The following is a 19,072-nucleotide window of genomic DNA, read 5'->3' as shown; positions in this document are numbered from 1 at the left end:
ACGCGAGCTATCGACTGTGTAATCCGTGTTCAGTTTCACAATTTTTGACGGCTCGGTTCGGTCCCTATCCCAGCAGCGCACGGCGTTCGTGCGACCCCATCCGAACCGGGGGCATGGCTGATTCTATCCAGTGAAACGCTACAGTGGCGTCCGCCCGACAAGCAGCCACAGCGTCAGAACGATGCTGCTGAATAGGGTGTCGATCGGTTTACGAACGGTGTAAACGCGCTCTGGTCGATGGAAATCGAAACACGGCCGACAGAACTGGTCGCCATCGTCGCACGATGGCTCGGCGACGTCGACCGCGTTCCGGGTGGTGCAATTGTGGATGTCAACGGAGCCGATGGGTGCTTACGGAAGCGGATTTTCGGCGTCGTCCGACTGCGGCTCGTCGTCGGCCGGGTGGTCGGCAAAGACGATGACGTTTTCCCGACCAACAGATCGCTTTTCGATCGTGCCGTCGGCGTGCATCTGTGAGCAGATGCGGCTCACTTTCGACTTCGACCAGCCGGTCTCGTCTGCGATCCGGTGTTGGCGAACCCGGCCGTGATTCGCAACCAGCAGCCGGACGACTTTTCCTTCGTCACTCAGGAGTCTCGGTGGTGTCTCGGGCGACAGATACGTTTCATACGCCCGAGGACTGTCAGTGCGTGCGTGAGCTGTGTCCGCTGTATCGCCTGCCGTCTTCGCGACAAGCGGGAGCGACGAAAGCTCGAGGTCGTGTTCCGACAACACGTCCGCCGTGCGAATCCCGATGAGTACACTGATGAGCACGAAGAGAACCGCAATCAGGGCCACATCCCCGAATGATGTCGTGCGAAGCAGTTGCAACGGGTCGGCGGATCGACCGCCGATCCAGAGACTACCTGTCTGCAAGGGACTCGCGTGGACGCCCTGGTGGGATGAAGTCAGACCCATATCGATCGAGACGGTGCTATGAATCGATGCGAGCTGGGCTCTGACTCCGAGCGGGGAATGTGACACCATGATTGACGCGGTTCTGCTGCGGCCGGTGTGACCGAGTCACGGTGGACGTGACCTCGCCGACCGCACTGGAGATCCAGCTCCCGTGACCTTCATTATGAATCCGTATAGGAGCGTTTAACAACGATTTAAGCGCTCATCCCGGCGTGTAGCCGTCTGCCGGGGTACTGCTGCTGGCAGCGCCAGTCGCCGCCCGGTTTCACTGCGCGAGACACTTGCACCGGTTTATCCGCGGTATAGTAATCCCCCGACACCGACTTGCCGAGTTTGTAGCACGGTCCGCCGATCGCGGGCCCGACAGTTCCGAACAGTCACCGTCGCACTCGGTCGTGTGACGGTCCAGCGACAACGCACCACCCATGACCACGATAATCAGCGATACGGAGACGCAATCGGACGAGCGAGCGAGCGGCCAGTACGAGGCCGAATCGAGCGGTGAAGAGACCAGCCTCGAGCACGAGACGGAGCGATCGACGCGCGAAGCGACGATCTGCGTCGTCGGACTGGGCTATGTCGGGCTGCCGCTTGCGGTCGGGTTCGCGCAGTCGGACTACCGCGTCATCGGATACGACGTCGACGACGTGACGGTCGACCGACTCCAAGAGGGGATCGATACGACCGGTGATCTCACCGACGACGTGATTCAGGACGGCGACATCTCTTATACGACCGACGCGACTGCGATCACCGAGGCCGACTATGTCATCATCGCCGTGCCGACACCGATCGACGACGACGAGCGGCCGGACCTCGGCTACGTCGAAAGCGCGGCGACCACGGTCGGGTCGAAGATGACCTCTGGAACGACTGTCGTCCTCGAGTCGACGGTCTATCCAGGCACGACACGCGACGTGCTCGTGCCGGCGCTCGAGGACGCGTCCGGACTGACCGCAACCGAGGACTTCTTCGTCGGGTACTCCCCGGAGCGCGCAACACCGGGCGACGAGGAACACGGGCTCGCGGACGTCGTCAAAGTCGTCAGCGCCCAAAACGAGACCGTACTCGAGGACGTGGCGACGCTGTACGAGTCGGTCGTCGACGCGGGCGTCCATCGTGCCCCGTCGATCGAGGTCGCCGAAGCCTGCAAAGTCGTCGAGAACGCCCAGCGAGATCTCAACATCGCGTTCGTCAACGAGCTCTCGATGGCGCTCGATCAGATGGACGTCGACGGGCAGGCCGTCCTCGAGGCTGCGGGCACGAAGTGGAACTTCCACGACTACCGGCCGGGACTGGTCGGCGGCCACTGCATCCCGGTCGATCCGTACTTCTTTGCGTACCGATCGGCCAAGGAGGGATTCGAGCCGGAGCTCATGCAGACGGGCCGGCAGGTCAACGAATCGGTTCCCGACCACGTCGCCGAGCTGACGATCAAGGCCCTCAACCAGTGTCACAAGACGCTCCGCGAGAGCCGCGTGCTGGTGTTGGGACTGGCGTACAAACCGGGCGTCGGCGACATCCGCAGTTCGAAAATCAACAACGTCATCGACGAGCTTCGGGAGTACGACATCGACATCGAAGGATTCGATCCGTTCGCTGACGACGACGCGGCCCGCGAAGCCTTCGGAATCGACGTTCAGGACCGACTCTCGTTTGAGGGGTTCGACGCGATTTTGCTCGCGACGCCGCACGCGGAGTTCGAGCACCTCGATCTCCCGGCGGTGGCGAGCCAACTCGCGGACGAGCCCGCGCTGATCGACGTGACCGGCACGGTCGACGAAGGCGCGGCCGTCGATGCGGGATTCGTCTACCGGAGGTTGTGAGGCAATGTGCGACCAGCGGCACGGATTCGAGACGGTCGTCGCCCGGACGGGAAGCCAAGCACCCTCGGAGGCAGGCCCCGTCTCGAGCCGACAGCCCCCCGCGGAGGTGGATCGCCGATGCGCGTGATGATCACGATTCAGCATCCCGGACACGTCCACTTCTTCCGGCACCCGATCGCGGAACTCGAGGCGCGCGGGCACGAGGTCCACGTCTTCGCTCGCGAGAGCGACGTCGCCATCCAACTCCTCGAGGCGTACGACATCGACCACGAGGTGCTTGCCGGCGAATCCGACTCGCTGGTCTCACTGGCGGCGGTGCAGGCGACCTACGAGCTGCGACTCCTCCGGCGGGCGCGGCGGATCGATCCGGACGTGATCACGGCGATCGGTGGCGTCGCCGCCGCCCACGTCGCGTCGGTGACGAGCGCGAAGAGCCTCGTCTTCTACGACACCGAACACGCGACCCTCATCACGAAACTCGCCTATCCGTTCGCGGACACGATCTCCACACCGGCGTGCTATCGCGACGAGATCGGCGCGAAACAGGTGACGTATCCAGGCTATCACGAACTCGCCTACCTCCACCCGGATCGGTTCGAGCCCGATCCGACCGTTCTCGAGGAAGTGGGATTAAACCCCGAAACGTCCTTCGCCGTCGTTCGACTCAGTAGCTGGGACGCCTCCCACGATGTCGGCCACGGCGGCTTCGACGATCCCCGGGCAGTCGTCGATCGACTCGAGGATGCGGGCCTGCACGTCTTGCTGACCGCCGAAGGAGAACCGCCGTCCGAGCTCGCGTCGTACCAGTTCGAGACTTCGCCGGATCGGATGCACGACCTGCTCGCTTCCGCCGACGTCGTCCTGAGCGAAGGTGCGACGACCGCGGCGGAAGCCGCCGTGCTCGGCACGCCGGCGGTCTACGTGAACCCGCTCTCGCTCGGCTACACGGCGGAACTCGAGGAGGAGTACGGTCTGCTGTTCGAATATACCGGCGACGAAAGACACGCACGCGGGCTCGAGCAGGCGGTCTCGGTCATCGAAGAACCCGCCGAGACGTGGGAGCGTCGTCGTGAACGCCTGCTCGCGGATCGGATCGACGTGACGGAGCTCGTCGTTCGGCAGGTCGAAACGCTCGCGCAGGCGCGCACGTCTGGTCGAGCGACCCCTGTGCCGAATCCGGATCATCCATGAACGTACTCCAACTGGTCACGTCATCACGACCGTTTTTCGACCAGCAAGTTTCGGCTCTCGAAGCGCGCGGTATCGACTGTACGGTCCTCGAAGTCCCCGGCGAACACAGCGGCGATTCGGGCCGGACACCGGCGGATTACGCACGATACTACTCGAACGTCCTTTCGATGGTTCGGTCGTCGTCGTACGATCTGGTGCACGCGAACTACGGACTCGTCGCCCCGTTCGCGCTCGCCCAGCCGACCCGGCCAGTGGTGCTCACCCTGTGGGGGACGGACCTCATGAGCGACCGGACGTGGCTGCGATCGTGCAGCCGATACGGTGCTCGCCGGGCGGACGCCGCGGTCGTGCCGAGCCGGGTCATGTCCCGCGACCTCGAGACCGAGCACGAACTGATCCCGTTCGGCGTCGACACCGATCTCTTTCGGCCGCTGTCGCGGGCAGGCGCGCGCGAGTACCTTGGATGGGAAACCGACCGACCGATCGCACTGTTCCCATACGACCAGACCCGTTCGGTGAAGGACTATCCGCGCGCTCGCCGCCTCGTCCAGCAAGCCGACGTCGACCTCGAGCTGCGAACGGTCTCCGGCGTCGATCACGACGAGATACCCTACTACATGAACGCGAGCGACGTCCTCCTGGTCACGTCGAAACGCGAGAGCGGCCCGATGGTCGTCAAAGAAGCCGCCGCGTGTAACCTGCCGGTCGTTTCGACCGACGTCGGCTTCGTCCGCGAGACGATCCGCGGCCTGACGAACTGTACCGTCAGTGACAACGACGGGGCGCTCATCGGCGGCTTAGAGCGAGCCATCGAAGACGGCGGCCGATCCGACGGCCGCGAGTCGATCGACGGGCTCTCCGTCGACACACTCGGTGAGCGTCTCCACGGGCTGTATCGACAAGTGTTAGACAGGGATGGCGGGACGAGCTATCCGACGGGGGTCAGTCATGAAGTATAGCTCACTGTCGGAACTGCGACCGCTGCGACTCGACACCGTCGCGGCGATCGGTGGGCTCCTGCTCGCGCTGGCGTTGTTCCCGCTGCGATTTCTCACGTCACAGATCTACATCAAGACCGTGCCGGTCATCCTTGGCACCGCGTGTGTGCTGTATATCGTCTCCCTGTATCAGCGCGACGACGCGCGGGCAGTTCCGACGCTTCCCTCGTCAGTGTCGATGGCGCTTCCGAGCGTCGTCTTCGTCGGGCTGTCGGGCCTCGTCGTGTTACCGGTCCTACAGGGGGAGCGAACGCTCGCGTTCTTCGGGCTGGCGAGTGTCGTCGGCACGCTCGTTATCGGCCAGATCGTCTTCGTGAACGATCGCGATCTCCATCCCGGCCTGCTGTTGCTCCAGATCGTCTGCTTTGCGTTCGTCTTCCGATTCGCGGCGCTCTATACCACGCCGGGCTACATCGGGATCGACATCTGGACCCACCGCGAACTCGTCGACGCGATTCTCACGGAGCAGTCGCTGAGCGCGATCTCCGATAACAAACACTACGGCTCGCCGTTCTACCACCTGCTGGTGGCCGCCTCGTCGTTGCTGTACGACGTCCCGATTCGCGCCGCGTTGTACCTCTCTGTCGGCCTCGTGATGCCCATATCAGTCCTGCTCGTCTACGCGACGACGAACCTGCTCGTCTCGACGCGGTGGGCGGTGCTAGCGACGGCGCTCTACGCGTTCGGCAACCACGTCGCGCGGTGGGGAATCCATATCATCCCCACGAGTCTGGGGCTGGTCTTCTTCCTCGCAATGTTGTATGCGCTGATCCGCGTGATGCGGATCGAGTACACGATCCGGGACTTCGCGCTGCTCCTGTTGCTGAGCATCGCCGTCATTCTCACACACCAGGTGTCGACGTTCATCATGCTCGTGTTGTTACTCGCGGCGTTTATCGCGCAACTCGTGTTCGTGATCGGCCCGTTCGGGCTCACGCGACTCGACACGAGCGTCTTCCGGACGAAAAAGCCGGTCAACCTCGTCGGCCTCGTCGTCTTCAACCTCGGACTGACGATCTTCGTCTGGTCGCTGACGCCGTACAATCAGGACTCGTTTTTGGGGACGGTTCTGAGCTACTTCACGCAGACGCTCGAAGACAGCGCTGGCTTCCTCAACACCGCGAGCGAGTCCGAAACGGCCAAAGCCGGGGCCGAAGCCGCGCCGACGCTGCTCGAGCAGGTCGTTCCTTACGTGGACAACCTCGGCTTCCTGCTCCTGCTTGGTAGCACGTTCGCCGGCTGTCTGTACGTCGTTCATAGGCGACGCGCCGAACAGTCGGTGTTCACGCTCCTGCTGGCGGCGGCGTTCATGCTGGTGTTCATCCTCGGGTTCCCGATGTTCGGCATCCGGACGTTCATCCCGACGCGCTGGTTCGCGTTCCTCTATGCGCCGATGGCCGTCCTCGGTGCGATCGGGCTGCGGACGCTACGTGGAAGCCTGAGGCCCTCGCTCGTCGTCGCCGTGTTACTGATCGGCGCACTCGCGTATCCGGGCGCGATGGTCCTCGCCGTCGAGAGCAACGTCGAAAATCCGGTCTTCTCGGACCAGCACGAGCGCCTCGCGTACGACGAGACGGAACTCGCCGCGGCCGAGTCGATCGCCGAACTGACCGGCTCGCCCGACGGCGAGGAGATCCGCCCCGATCAGCAACTCCACACCGATCACCCCTATCAGACGCTGTTCAGTCGGACCGGCGCGTATCCATCGACGACAACCGCAACGGTTCCCGAAGGCGGCGTCGCAGCCCACGACTACACGGTCTATCGGTCGGCGCAATCGACCGAGGCGACGTACGTCACGGATACGGACGGAACTGCGCGGATCGAAGACCTCTCTCCGACGCAGCTCTGTCGGCCGGATCAGGCCACGGTCTACACGAACGGAGACGTGACGATGTGTACGCCCTCTCCGGCAGGCCGCTAATCGTCGACGGGACCGTCCGACTGCTTTTTCGAACCACCGTTATCTAACCCGGCAAGCGATGCCCATCTCGAGCGATACCGAGACAGTCGATTGCGACCGCTTCTGCCCCACTCCTTTGCCGTCACGACCCGATCAGGCAGATACTCTCCAGGCCGATCACGGCGCTCTCTCGAGCGCCAGACGACCACGACACTGCTGTCGTCGAGACGACGATCGACACGCGCTCGAGAAGCCAACGGTGGTGGGAACGCCGTTCCGCGTTCGTGGCCGTGAGTTCGAAACGACTGGTCGTCTCTTCTCGGTCGCTTTAAGTAGACCAACCGTGAGAGCGACGCAGTGTCGTTCGCTGTCGTGGAAGGAAGATCCCCGTCCGATTCGACGGCGTTCGCTCGCCGGTCACTGATGGCTTCGGGTACGCAAGCGCCGCCAGACATCGGCGGTCGGCGGTGCGCCGTCGGAGAGCCAGAGTGCCACGACAGCGAGGCCTAGGAACAACTGTGCGACGATCTCGATCGTGAGACCGCCGGTGAGAAGCTGATAGATGTACCGAGCAAGGTACAGAAGCAGGTGGTCGAGGAACCCCCCGTGATCGGTCCCTGGTGGCGATGCGATCGGCCAGAGCATGATTCGGCCGTCAACGACACCGTTCCGGAGCAACTGACTGAGCAAGTCGGCGATCGGGTGTGAGAGGTACGCAAGCGAGAAGGCACCCGCAAGCGCTCGAGTCCCTCTCCGGGCGGCCACCGCGTACGCGACGAGACAGACAGCAGGGGCGACAAAGATCGAATGCCCGATCGAGTAGCCGGTCTCCGCGAACCCGAACGTCCATCCGAGCGGTTTGTCGACGAGATCCGGAAGCTGTGATCCGATGGCGACGAGGATCGTTTCGCGGCCCGAAGGAGACGCTCGAAAGCCGACGTTCTTCGTCAGCGAGTACAGGACGTACGCAAACGCGAGGTGCTCCCACGGCCACATCTATTCCACCTCGATCGGGAGCCGAACGACGCGATAGGCGTTGTCGGCCGTCGGCTCCGCCGGTGGATCGCCCTCGTAGAGCAGTACAGCTAGCCGCAGATCGCTTCCCTGCATCGTCGGCGTGATCTCGAGGGGCTGTCGCGTCAATTCGCCGTCGGCAACCGTCACGGCCTCTTTGTCCAACGCGGTTGATTCGTGAACGGTCACGCTGTCACCCTCGGAGCTCACCCGCTGGAGCAAGACGACAGTCGTGTAACGGCGCGTTTCGTGTTCCTGATTCGTGATCGTCACCGTCAGTTCCTGTGACGCTCCCGCGGTATAGGTCGAGTCGTACATCGTGTCAATCTCTCCGGTGACGTTTTTCGTCTCGACCGACAGTTCCGTGAATCCGTCGTGTTGGGGTGGGTTCGCAAGGGCGAAGCCACTGCTTGCGAGCAACAAGACCAGTCCAACTGCGATTGCAACGTTGTACGGTCGATTGTTGACCCGATCGTACGGACTCGGTCGGTCCCGAGTAAAGAACGGTGAGATCGACGCGACCGACGGAACGAATCGTCGATCGGCCGGACAGCGGTAGCGTGTGCCGATTGCAAGGAGTGCGAGCATAACAGTGAGCATCGAGAGCCCAATAAGGATCGGTTCTAGCGTCACTCCCCCCGGGGTTACGGCCGCGAAAAGGGTAATCGCAGGAACGAGCGCGACGCTAAAAACGATTGACAGGATCGCCCGTTCGATCGCCTCGAGTCCACCACTGACCAGCAACGGACTACCGAGTCCTGTTTTTTTGGTGTCGAACGACTGATAGTCGTCGTTTGGCTTGTCAGGAAAGAGGGCCGAGACGAGCGCATACCCAGGAAGAACCAACACGAGCGGAATCGCCAGCACGGTTCTTACAGCACCCTCCATACCTGAAATAATTCCGAACGTGAGAACGCCAGTGACCGCGATAACGGCCGCCAAATCGAAAAACCACCAGTTGGTGTCGCTCATTTCGTCGTCTCTAGAGGCCAGTGACGGTTTATTATCGCCCGAATAAGCCCCGAACTCACGGGTTGGTCCGACGGCTGTCTGACGGTGACGTATAATAATCTCGATATCGGATTTGCTCGAGCTACATTCTCCCGTTATTGAGTGTCGTGAGAGTATGAACGATCCAAAATTCGAATTGAGTTTCCGAAATCGGCGTAGCATATCTTCTCGAAATAAATAATCGAACTGTTTCGAGATTCTTGACTTTCAAGCCCTCTAAATTAGTATCTGCGTGTATTAAAATGACGCGAAAAGTAGATAGACTCTATGAAATTACTTAAAACGGGTCGTTCACGAATACACTATTTCTATCCTTTATTACCCACCTCTGGATAGGGGATACTGGTGCAATGAAAGCGAAATATATCAGCTCCGATGGGATAGATGATCAGGGTGCTATCGACGATAGTCCAGACACGGATACCGAAGCTGATCGTCTCTCCGAGGAGCCTGCGTTTTCAAAGGACGAAATCTTTCATCTCCTGCAAAACGAACGCCGTCGGATGGTTCTCCGATATCTCCGCGGCACTGAAGACCCCGTACGCATGCGCGATGTCGCAGAGCAGGTCGCAGCGTGGGAACACGACACCACTGTTGAGGAGCTCACCTCCACACAACGCCAGCGGGTCTATATCCCACTGTATCAGTCGCATCTCTCGAAACTCGACGAGGCGGGCCTTATCGACTACCAGCAGAACCGCGGAATCGTCGAGCGAAAGCCACTTGCTGACCGAGTCGACCAGTATCTCCAACTCGAGTCGACCGACGACTCGATGGACGAGCAACAGGCGGAGAGCGCCGAGTGGGAAGATTACTACATCGGTGCGACGGTCGTTTCCTATGCAGTCCTCATCGGCGCAGTGATGGAACTGCCGGTCGTCTCGTTTCTCTCCGGGATCGGCCTGAGCGCGCTCATCCTGTCGATCTTTACCGTGCTCACGATCAGCAGGCTTGTCAATTAACGACGAGCAAGATCATTCTCGACGACAAACGGCGATGATCTATGACAGGGTGTACTATTACGAGATCAGAACGGAAACCGAGACGAGCGCAATAACGACACACAGCAATCCAAGAGAAATCGCCGCAAGCACGGCCGATGAGAAGAACTGATTCTCGTTCGTACGAGTTATGGACCGCTCGATCACTCCACGTGTCGCGTCGAACTCGATTGCTCCAGCCGCATCGAGTGCTGGCAGGCGATCCTGATGGAGTCGCTCGTGGACGGTTGCCCAGGTTTCGATCGGGGGCCGGGCCGGCTCGATCAGTTCATCGGTGACTTCGTCGACGGTGACAGGCGTGTTCAACTCGTCGAGGACAGCCACGAGCGCAGTATCGGACTCCGGAACGAACTCCCGTACTCGTGTCTTGTCCGTATCGGTCGTCGAAACATCACTCCCCGGTGAGTAGACCATCGTAAACTCAGAAGTCGTCTCCGAATCCCCCGAGCGTTCGTCGGCATCCCCCTCCGACGAAGAGCGCAGCCAAGACGGCGTCAGACGCATATTCCACGCTAAAATACCTTGGTATATAAGGTTTCTCACGGTTTATCGATAATGAACGGAATAAATCGCAGCGAGAGCGGGTTTCACAAGTGATAATAGTTGCAAAACGCTCTCAAAACACCTGTAATATCTCGTATGTAATGTAGAGTCCGTTATGCGACCACGGGGTCCGATGGGCGAAGCCACGGAAGGAGCTGTGCCGGTAACTCCGACCAGCAGTCGAGCCACCCACGGAGGTCAGTGAGTCTGAGTTTGTGTCTGGCCGGCAGGCCGTGGACGTGCTCGAGGTCGCCTAGTAGCCGCCGATCGAAATCGTGTCGCTCGAAGAGAGTCTGTCGATCCGGCCATGGTGGTTCGAACGATGCGAGAAACGGCGTCTTTCGACGGACGAACCCCTCGACCTCGTTGAATAGCCGCGCGTCATACGGTCGATCAGGTGGTCGATGTCGTAGGATGTCGTCATCAATTTGCTCGCACGCACGGAGGAACGTTTCTGTCGTTCGGTGTTCCGGTGGCGTCCGGAGGTGCCAGTCGACCAGTTCGCGATCCGTCGCCAGAAACGACGTCACGAAGTGATCGGAGAGATGGTTGTGAAACGGCATCGATGGCTGGTTCGCGATGCCACAGCAGGTGAGCGCGTTCTGTACGGTGTCTGCACGATCCCGTCGCGCCGCGAACTCGTCGGCGACTGCCTCCCTGACGAACGTGTCCGGATCGACGTCGAACGACGTCTGTGCGGCGAGTTCGAGACTCGCCTCGTGGCTATAGCCGAACTTCTCGAGCAGCGACTCGACGGGATCCGGATCGGACTCGAGTCGACCGGTCGGAACGCGTTTGCCGAGCACGTCGACGGTTTCCGAGGCGGTGAAATGGCCGCGGAAAAACGTGTCACAGAGGAGCCCGTGGAACATCGTGTCGACCTCGATTTCGTCCGTGTAGCCGGCGTGGTGGATGTGCAGAGACTCCTTGATCCCCTGTGAGTAGCGGATCTTCGACTCGTCGGGCCGAAGATATCGCTCGTCCGGTGGGAAGGCAGTGTGGCTCGCACCGTACTGGGCGGCGAGCGCTCGCGCACCGCGGACCTCCTGGGCGTCCAGCGAGCCGACCGTGTAACTCCGGTCGACGTCGTCGACCTGCGAGAGGACGATCCGCGAATCGTAGCCGGCCGAGAGGAGGACGCCCGTTCGCCCCGGCAGCGACGACCGCCGTCGGAATGCCCGGTCGAGACGGTCAGCGAGTTGGTCAACGGGGTCGAACTCCCTGGGGGACAGCGGCTCGTAGACGAACCGTCCCAGCGAGTCGACCGACACGGGCGTCAGTCGGCTGTCGAGCGGGAGTCGAGAGAGTTCAGTAACGGCTGTCTTCTCGCCGAGTATCACACCCAGATGCAGGAACTCGAGGACGCCGTTCCGGTCGAGCGTCGGCTCCGCGATTGTGTGGCCGACCGCAGCGGCGTCCGTTCCGAAGACGCGAACGCCCGGCTCGTCGGTGTAAAAACACTCTCGAGAACGGACTGGATCCGTAGCGACGAACGCGTCGCCGCTTACCTTGGCGTCGATTACGGCCAGATACGAGCCGTTGAGCTCTCGCAGTGCCTCGATGCCGATCGTCTCGTAGCGCTTGAGGAGCCAGCGCGCGGCGTTTGGGTCGTCATCGGGGACGTACGCCTCGCCCCAGACGAGACAACAGCCCTCCTCGCCGGTGTACGTGGCGCTCCAGCCGGATGCGCCGAGATCCGAGTCCCTGATGCCGACTGTGAGGGCTGGCCCGGCGAGCACCTCGTCGAATTCGTCGCTGGATCTGAACCGCTCGAACGTGTCGATACCACCCATTACACCGAAGAGTTCCCTGTTCATCGTCGAAGACCACCTGAGAGACGGCGTACGACAGTAGTGTGGAAGAGACGAGCTCCGCCCGCTCCTCGTTCGCGTACGCCTCTGTGAAACACCCTTGATAGTCCGCTCAATTACTATGCTACCGTTAAGCGCTCAGACGGCGGGAATGAACCGGGTCAGACGGCTACCGACTCGACCTATTGAATCCATAATAATGGGATCGCTGTCGGTAGCTTCGGCGCACTAATGTCACGGAAACGTACGACGCGCCGTCGGTTTCTCGCACTCTCGGGTGCAGCCGGACTCACCGGCATGGCCGGCTGTGCGGAGCAACTCGAGTCGGCAGCTAACCAGGTCTCCGGTCAGTCGTCGAACGAGACGCCAAGCGACGCGAGCGGTTCCACGCCGGGACTCACTGACGGGGTACCGCCGCTCGAGACCGAGTTCGACAGCCGAGAACGGTATCGACAGCCCGGCGACTTGCTCGACGACTTCAGCGATCTCGACGCCTGGACCATCGTTCAGGGATCAGGTGGGGCAGACGAGGACGTCGTGTTCGACGGCGATCAGAGCTTCAGACTTCGGTCGAACGGCAGCAGGAACGTCATCGCCGAACGGAGCCTCGAAGGCGAGGATCTGACGGAAACGGACCTGTCGTTCGCGGTGCGGACGACGACGCCCGACAGCATCACGGTCAACCTGCGAGTGGTCGATCAGTTCGGGAGCTCGAAAGTCTACTCGCTGCGCCAGATCCGGTACCGCTCGCCTGACGTCGGCTGGTTCCGCGCGAGTCCCGGCGTCTTCCAGCAAAGCGAGTACGAACCCGCACTCGACCACCTCGATCGGCTCGAGATTCAAGTGCTCCACTCCATGCCGGAGGCGGAAGTCTGGATCGACGATCTGCGGACCCATCCGACGCCCGATCAGGGGTACGTCATGCTGAGCTGGGACGACGGGTCGCTCGACTACTACGAGACGGCCGCGCCGCTCCACGACGAGTACGGGTTCCCGGCGGTTCAGGCGGCGATACCGCGGTGGGCCGAACAGGGCCGCGACGGGATCATGTCGATTTCGGAACTGCTGGACCGACAGGAAGCTGGTGACCAGATCGTCGTCCACGGAACGCACGAGCCGATTCACGAACTCGACGACGAAGCGGCGATCGACGAACGGCTTCGACGGGACAAGCAGTGGTTCATCGACAACGGGTTCGAAGGTGCGAACTACATCGTCCACCCCCACAACAGCTTCGACAAGACGAGCCTCGAGCAGGCGACCGCCTACCACTACTGTGGTGGCTTCAACCAGGCCGGCAACGTCAATACGACGAGCGTCTACGGCTTCGATCCGCTGGTGTTACCGCGGACGATCGGCCACGACCTCGAGATATCGAAACGGTGTGTCGACCTCGCTGCCCAGCACAACCAGTGTACGATCCTAAACTTCCACACCTTCGAAGCCCATAATACGATGCCGAAGGCCGACTACGAGACGTTGCTCGAGTACATCGACAGCGCCGATGTCAAGGTCATCACCTTCGACGACCTCTGGAAGTTGCGGACGAGCAACCGCTGATTTGGCGCAACCCGCCCACGGAACTGGGGCCATTTCTCGAGGCGACCGCCGTCCGTTCACCGACGACCGCCGCGTATGAGTTCGACGCCGAGTCAGTCAGCAGCCCGCCGAGAGCGTGATCCGATCGGTGTCGGTCGCTCCGTCGGCATCGACGACGCGGAGCACGACCGACTGCTCTGTGTTCTCGCTGATCGTCACCTCGATCGTCTCGCCGGTCCGGTCGAACGCGCCGTCGTCACCGATGCGCCACTCGTAGCGGACGAGTTCGCCGTCGGGATCGCGCGACTGTGATGCGTCCAGCGTCACCGTCTGGCCCGGCTCGAGCGTTGTTTCGGCCGCGTCCGTCGGCACCGTTTCGATCCGTGCGACCGGTGGCTCAGTGTCGGATGTCTCGTCGACGTCGTCAGCGGATAGTTCGGCTTCTGTTAGACTCTCGAAAAGTCGCTCGACGATCGCCCTGTGCCACTGGACGCGAGTCTCGAGTGCGACGTCGGTCGAGAGCGTCTCCGCGAGGAACGCGTCGGCGTTCAGATCGCGGGCGGCCTTGTGGACGAGCAGCCCGTTCGGTTCGGAATCGGGCGAGGAAAACGGTCCGGACTGAAACGCAAGGTCAGGGTCGTCCACGTAGTTTCTGGTGACGTACTCGGCAACGTCAACGGCGGTCGCCTCATCGCCGTCCGAGTAGAAGATGGCCTGGCCGACGCCGTCCGTGGGATCACCCGCGTAGATGTCGGTCGATTCGTGAAGGTCGACGACCACGTCGGGATCGTACTCGCTGATGACGTCCCAGATCGCGCGTGCGAGTTCCGTCTGCGGTGTCTCTCCCTCGGAGAACTGTCGATTGAGGTTGGTCCCTTCCTCGTCGTTTCTGGTTCCGCGCTCGATCGCGACGGCGTTGGCCTCGGGGATTACGACGAGCGTGCCGGCGTTGATCGTCCAATCGGCGATCTGATCTGCGGCCGTGTAGCCTGCCACCTCGTTTCCGTGGATCCCTCCGACGACGACCGCCGTCGGTCCCTCGGCGTCTGCGGTCATCACGAAGACGGTCGTTTCCTCGTCCGTTCCCTCGCGAATGGGGAACGACGTTCGCGTGACTGTTCCCCCGTCGGTGTCGGCCGTATCGCCGACCACGCTGGCGACGCCAGTGCTCGTAAGTGTACACCCGGCTGCGACAGCCAAAACGGTCCGCCGTGAGAGCGTATCGCGTTGCATTCGTCCGCCCCGTTGGTGTCAGGCGGTTTTACTACAGGTGCGATAAGGATAGAAACGGGATACTTTCGCTTCTGCAACGGTCTATGTCGATCGAACGCTCGCGCTCAGGCGCTGGAAACTGAACCCAACGGACCAACGTGGCCCCCAACTTACCGAGTGAGCGCGCGCCGACCGAGCGTCGCGATGACGAGCGAGACGACGAGCGCCGCGACGACCGGACGTGGTCGCCGCCGGATGCCAGCGCCGGCGACCCAGCAGACACCGGGACACGTTCGTGGCGACACCGACGCCGTTCGGAGGTGCCATAGCCCCTGCAGGAATCGTCCCTCCGCGAAGTACTGCTTTGCGAGGATGAGTGCGTGGCTCGAGCAGATCTCGTAGCCTCGCTCCTCGAAGTGCTCGACGTCGGACTCGTACGCCGAGAGGTACTGCTCGCTGGCGACTTCGATGACCGCCGCCGGCGGACTCCCGGTCTCCTCGCGGACGACGAGTTCCTCGTCCACGTAGGCGAGCTTTCCACATTCGAGGACGCGCAGGCAGAACTCGGGGTCCTGGAACCGATCGAGCTCCTCGTCGAAGCCGCCGGCGTCTCTGGCGACGTCGGTCCGGACGAGTAGCGTCGAGCCGGCACCCGGCTGGACGTTGTCCGCGAGGATCTCGCCGACGAGTTCATCGTCACCTTCGCGCGTCGGATCATCGTCCAAGCGAGCGAGCACGGACGCGGCAGCAGACCGGAGCCGTCCGTCCGTCCCGGACAGCTCGTATCCCGTCTCACAGTAGACACCGACCCAGTCGTTCGAGCGTTCCTCGAGTGCCGCGAGCTGGCGCTCGAGTTTCTCGGGATGCCATTCGTCGTCGGAGTCGAGGAACGCGACGTACTCCCCGCGTGCGTGCTCGAGGCCCGTGTTCCGGGCGACGTTCGCCCCGTGATTGGTCTCGTGGACGACCGGCCGAACCCGCGAGTCCTCGTAGGCGGCCAGCACCGACTCGGTGTCGTCGGTCGAGCCATCGTCGACGACGACCACCTCGAGGTCGTCGATCGTCTGGGCGAGCGCGCTGTCGATCGCGCGTGGAAGCGTCGCCGCTCTGTTGTACGTCGGGATGATGACGCTGACGCGAGTCATTTCCCGCAGCTTCCGGTCCGGCCCGGATTATTATCGCGTGAATAAACGGCGTCACCCGCCAGCAGCGAGTGTGTAGTGAGGGCAGTCAGCGAGACGACGGTCTCGTGTCCGACGAGAAGTGGTCGGCGATAGGCCTCCTAATGCCTGTATAAGGAAAAGCGAAGGGTTCGTCCACGCGGTCAATGACGGACCGAAACCGACGATCGTTCATAACCACGGCTGCGGCGGTCGGCACACTCGGGTTTGCGGGCTGTCTCTCGCAGGTTCGCGAGTGGCGCGGGACGGACGGCAAACCGACGGCCACCCAGTCGGGCGACGGAACCTCCCAGTCGGGAGCTGGTGACAGCTTGGACCTCCCGGGAGACCCGATCGATCGCTTCGAGGACCTCGAGAAGTGGCGGGCGATGATCGGCAGCGGCGATCTCGAGGCCGGGACGGACGATCCATACGCCGGATCGCAGTCTGCGCATCTCACGGCGTCCGAGAACACCGAGTACGCGGCTATCTATCAGACGATTCCCGATGGGCTGGATTTGAGCGGGAAGAACCTCTCGCTGGCCGTCAACTTCACCGGTCGCGATCAGCTGCATCTCACGCTCGAGCTGTTCGCGCCGAACTCGCGCAACGTACACGCCATGCAACGCACGCTCACCGGGCCAGCCGATCGGTGGGTGCGCGTCGATTTCGGCACCGACCGGATCGAGACCCAGCCCGATCTCTCTGACGTCCGTGAGATTCGGCTGATCGCCCGCCGTCGCGGTGAGATGAGTGGCTCGATCGACTGTCGGGTCGACGACCTCCGGGCGACCGATTGGCCCGACACGGGTCAGGTCATGCTCCTGTTCGACGGGACGCTCGAGAGTCACTACACGCACGCCTTCGACCGACTCCAGGAGTACGGGTTCGCGGGTGTCGAAGCTGTCATCCCCGAGGCCGTCGGCGAGGGCGGCCGGCTCACGCTCGACAAGCTCACCGAACTGGACGGCGCAGGCTGGGACCTCGCAGCCCGGCCACGAACCGGCTCGAAATTCCTCCACGAGTTCACCCCCGAGCAACAGGAGGGGATGATCCGACGGACGAAAGCGTATCTCGAGAACCGCGGCTTCGAAGACGGCGCGAAGCACTTCATTACGCCGCGGAACATCCTCGGGTCGACGGCAAACGACCTTGTCCGGGAGTATCACGAGCAGGCGTTCCGGTTCGGCGGCGGCCCGAACGGGCTCCCGCTGACGGACCCCTACAACGTCGGTTTCTTCGCCGGCGATGCCGGCGACGAGACGAAAACGTACGTCGATTACGCCGCCGAGTATGGGGAACTCGCAGTCCTGCACTTCGAATACATCGGTGAGGACGGCATGAGCGAGGCGGCCTTCGACGGGCTGCTCGAGTATATCGACGCGCAGAACGTCGAGGTCGTCACTGCCACTGACCTCCTGGGTGACCAGTGATGTACCGGGGCTCGAGCATCGGCGTCGTGATACCCGCCTATAACGAGGAAGGGTTCGTCGGCGACGTCATCCGCGAGATACCTGCGTACGTCGATCGGATCTACGTGATCGACGACCGATCGACGGACGGCACCTGGAGCGAAATTCTCGAGGCTGCGCGGGCCGACGCGAGCGAACACAGGAACCACGGTGATCCGACCGTCCAGCAACTCGTGGCCGACGGCGGCGCAACCGCGCTGGCGAATCGGGCGACGGTTCGCGACACGATTGGCCGGGTCGTCCCGATCGAACACCGGGAGAACCGCGGTGCCGGTGGCGCGATCAAGACCGGCTACCTCGCCGCACTCGCGGATGGCGTGGACGCGACAGTCACCGTTGACGCGGACGGGCAGATGGACCTCTCCCAGTTGCCACGGCTCCTGGACCCGATCGTCGAGGGACGCGCAGACTACGCGAAGGGCAACCGGCTTCTGTCACGAGAGTACCGGGCCGCGATGCCACGATTTCGGTTCATCGGCAACGCGACGCTGACGTTTCTGACGAAGATCGCGTCGGGGTACTGGAAGACGATGGACCCCCAGAACGGATACACGGCGATCTCCCACGACGCGCTCGCGGCGATCGACGTCGAAAACCTCTACGAGTACTACGGCTACTGCAACGACCTGCTGGTGAAACTGAACGTCCACGGGATGCGTGTCGCCGACGTGGCGATGCCGGCGGTCTACGGCGAGGAGGAGTCGAGCATCGCGTACGCGGAGTATATCCCAAAGGTCTCGGTGATGTTGCTTCGCGACTTCCTGTGGCGGCTGAAAATCAAGTACCTCGCGGTGGATTTCCACCCGCTCGCCCTGTTTTACCTCTTCGGTGCGGCGACGGCTGCGATCGGCGTCCTCGGAACCGGCGTGGCGGTGTTTTCGGCGCTTCCGAGTCCCGGCACACCGGCCGTCCAGGGCGCGACGAGTCTACTGTTGCTCGTCGCCGGTATCGCGTTCCTCCTGCTGGCGATGGTGTTCGACATGGCCGAAAGTGAATCGCTCGAGCGGCAGGTGCGATAGCGCCGTGCGAGCGCAAATTCGCCTGCAGGGTCGTTCGGGTTGGGACTACGATTTCGTTATTCAGAGTCGGGTTTGAAACTGGGACGGGCGGAACCGGTAACGGCTGATGCTTACTGAACTCCACACTTGATCGATGGTCAAGGTGGATATTCAATGAGCCATGTATGATTGCAGCTTGTACATCTGATCCGGACCTTCCTCCCCGGTTCAAGTAGTGTACTGGGATTTTCTGTTCCGCAGTTTGGACAATTTTCACTCTCCATAGAGATGTGGCATCTGCTACCGGTAAAGTTCATCGTGCCACACATATAGGGTGTGAAAAAGCGGGTCACAGCAGCAACTGATTACTCCTTCCCCTGAACGTACCGCGAGTCGCGAGTTTCACAACATATTCTAAATAAAGAAGTCGTACTATTATTTACTGGCAAGCTTCCTTTGTTTCGGCGTCAGTTCA

Annotated in this window: 15 protein-coding genes; 8 read left to right on the top strand and 7 right to left on the bottom strand. The window is 62.0% G+C overall.

What is annotated here, in order from left to right; translation table 11 throughout:
* Positions 1 to 351: 351 nt before the first annotated feature.
* On the bottom strand, positions 352 to 987 hold the full coding sequence (locus tag BSG09_RS01255) for a helix-turn-helix transcriptional regulator (RefSeq protein ID WP_092929267.1): 636 nt from the start codon (positions 985 to 987) through the stop codon (positions 352 to 354).
* Between the two features lie 356 nt (positions 988 to 1,343).
* Here BSG09_RS01255 and BSG09_RS01250 point away from each other — a divergent pair, with 356 nt between their 5' ends.
* From BSG09_RS01250 to BSG09_RS01235, 4 genes are all read left to right on the top strand, one after another.
* Positions 1,344 to 2,744, top strand: a complete 1,401-nt coding sequence (locus BSG09_RS01250; protein ID WP_092929264.1) for a nucleotide sugar dehydrogenase — start codon at positions 1,344 to 1,346, stop codon at positions 2,742 to 2,744.
* 117 nt (positions 2,745 to 2,861) lie between these two features.
* On the top strand, positions 2,862 to 3,935 hold the full coding sequence (locus BSG09_RS01245) for a DUF354 domain-containing protein (RefSeq protein ID WP_092929261.1): 1,074 nt from the start codon (positions 2,862 to 2,864) through the stop codon (positions 3,933 to 3,935).
* Positions 3,932 to 4,894 carry a glycosyltransferase gene (locus tag BSG09_RS01240; RefSeq protein ID WP_092929259.1) on the top strand — a complete coding sequence of 321 codons (963 nt, stop codon included), beginning with the start codon at positions 3,932 to 3,934 and terminating at the stop codon, positions 4,892 to 4,894. Before BSG09_RS01245 ends, BSG09_RS01240 begins: the two co-directional genes overlap by 4 nt.
* Positions 4,884 to 6,857: a hypothetical protein gene (locus BSG09_RS01235; RefSeq protein WP_092929257.1), complete on the top strand. Its 1,974-nt coding sequence runs from the start codon at positions 4,884 to 4,886 to the stop codon at positions 6,855 to 6,857. Before BSG09_RS01240 ends, BSG09_RS01235 begins: the two co-directional genes overlap by 11 nt.
* Positions 6,858 to 7,253: 396 nt before the next feature.
* On the opposite strand, the gene BSG09_RS01230 is transcribed toward BSG09_RS01235, so the two are convergent.
* Positions 7,254 to 7,832, bottom strand: coding sequence for a metal-dependent hydrolase (locus BSG09_RS01230; RefSeq protein WP_092929255.1), 579 nt, complete (start codon positions 7,830 to 7,832; stop codon positions 7,254 to 7,256).
* A complete protein-coding gene (locus BSG09_RS01225) occupies positions 7,833 to 8,822 on the bottom strand; it encodes a DUF1616 domain-containing protein (protein ID WP_092929253.1) in 990 nt (329 codons plus the stop codon).
* 389 nt (positions 8,823 to 9,211) lie between these two features.
* On the opposite strand from BSG09_RS01225, the gene BSG09_RS01220 reads away from it, so the two are divergent.
* The gene (locus tag BSG09_RS01220; RefSeq protein ID WP_092929251.1) at positions 9,212 to 9,823 is read left to right on the top strand and encodes a DUF7344 domain-containing protein; all 612 of its coding nucleotides are present in this window, start codon (positions 9,212 to 9,214) and stop codon (positions 9,821 to 9,823) included.
* A 57-nt stretch (positions 9,824 to 9,880) separates the two neighbouring features.
* On the opposite strand, the gene BSG09_RS01215 is transcribed toward BSG09_RS01220, so the two are convergent.
* Entirely contained in the window at positions 9,881 to 10,366 is a 486-nt protein-coding gene (locus BSG09_RS01215) for a hypothetical protein (protein WP_223174674.1), read from the bottom strand.
* Between the two features lie 152 nt (positions 10,367 to 10,518).
* Complete coding sequence (locus tag BSG09_RS01210) at positions 10,519 to 12,222, bottom strand: asparagine synthetase B family protein (RefSeq protein ID WP_092929247.1); 1,704 nt, start codon at positions 12,220 to 12,222, stop codon at positions 10,519 to 10,521.
* Positions 12,223 to 12,447: 225 nt separating this feature from the next.
* Between BSG09_RS01210 and BSG09_RS01205 the strand changes: the two genes are divergently transcribed.
* Positions 12,448 to 13,776, top strand: a complete 1,329-nt coding sequence (locus BSG09_RS01205; protein ID WP_092929245.1) for a polysaccharide deacetylase family protein — start codon at positions 12,448 to 12,450, stop codon at positions 13,774 to 13,776.
* Between the two features lie 96 nt (positions 13,777 to 13,872).
* Here the strand turns inward: BSG09_RS01205 and BSG09_RS01200 are convergent, their stop codons facing one another.
* Together BSG09_RS01200 and BSG09_RS01195 are read right to left on the bottom strand one after the other, a co-directional pair.
* Positions 13,873 to 14,988 (bottom strand): PKD domain-containing protein, encoded by a 1,116-nt coding sequence (locus BSG09_RS01200; RefSeq protein WP_092929243.1) that lies wholly within the window; start codon positions 14,986 to 14,988, stop codon positions 13,873 to 13,875.
* A gap of 149 nt (positions 14,989 to 15,137) precedes the next feature.
* Positions 15,138 to 16,112, bottom strand: coding sequence for a glycosyltransferase family 2 protein (locus BSG09_RS01195; RefSeq protein WP_092929241.1), 975 nt, complete (start codon positions 16,110 to 16,112; stop codon positions 15,138 to 15,140).
* Positions 16,113 to 16,294: 182 nt separating this feature from the next.
* On the opposite strand from BSG09_RS01195, the gene BSG09_RS01190 reads away from it, so the two are divergent.
* The gene (locus BSG09_RS01190) at positions 16,295 to 17,560 is read left to right on the top strand and encodes a polysaccharide deacetylase family protein (RefSeq protein ID WP_092929239.1); all 1,266 of its coding nucleotides are present in this window, start codon (positions 16,295 to 16,297) and stop codon (positions 17,558 to 17,560) included.
* Positions 17,560 to 18,618, top strand: coding sequence for a glycosyltransferase family 2 protein (locus BSG09_RS01185; RefSeq protein WP_092929237.1), 1,059 nt, complete (start codon positions 17,560 to 17,562; stop codon positions 18,616 to 18,618). The genes BSG09_RS01190 and BSG09_RS01185 overlap by 1 nt, the downstream gene beginning before the upstream one ends.
* Positions 18,619 to 19,072 lie beyond the last annotated feature (454 nt).

This window comes from Natrinema hispanicum, assembly GCF_900111485.1.
GTDB classification, from domain to species: Archaea; Halobacteriota; Halobacteria; order Halobacteriales; family Natrialbaceae; genus Natrinema; species Natrinema hispanicum_A.
This window is presented reverse-complemented; position numbering and strand designations above follow the sequence as displayed.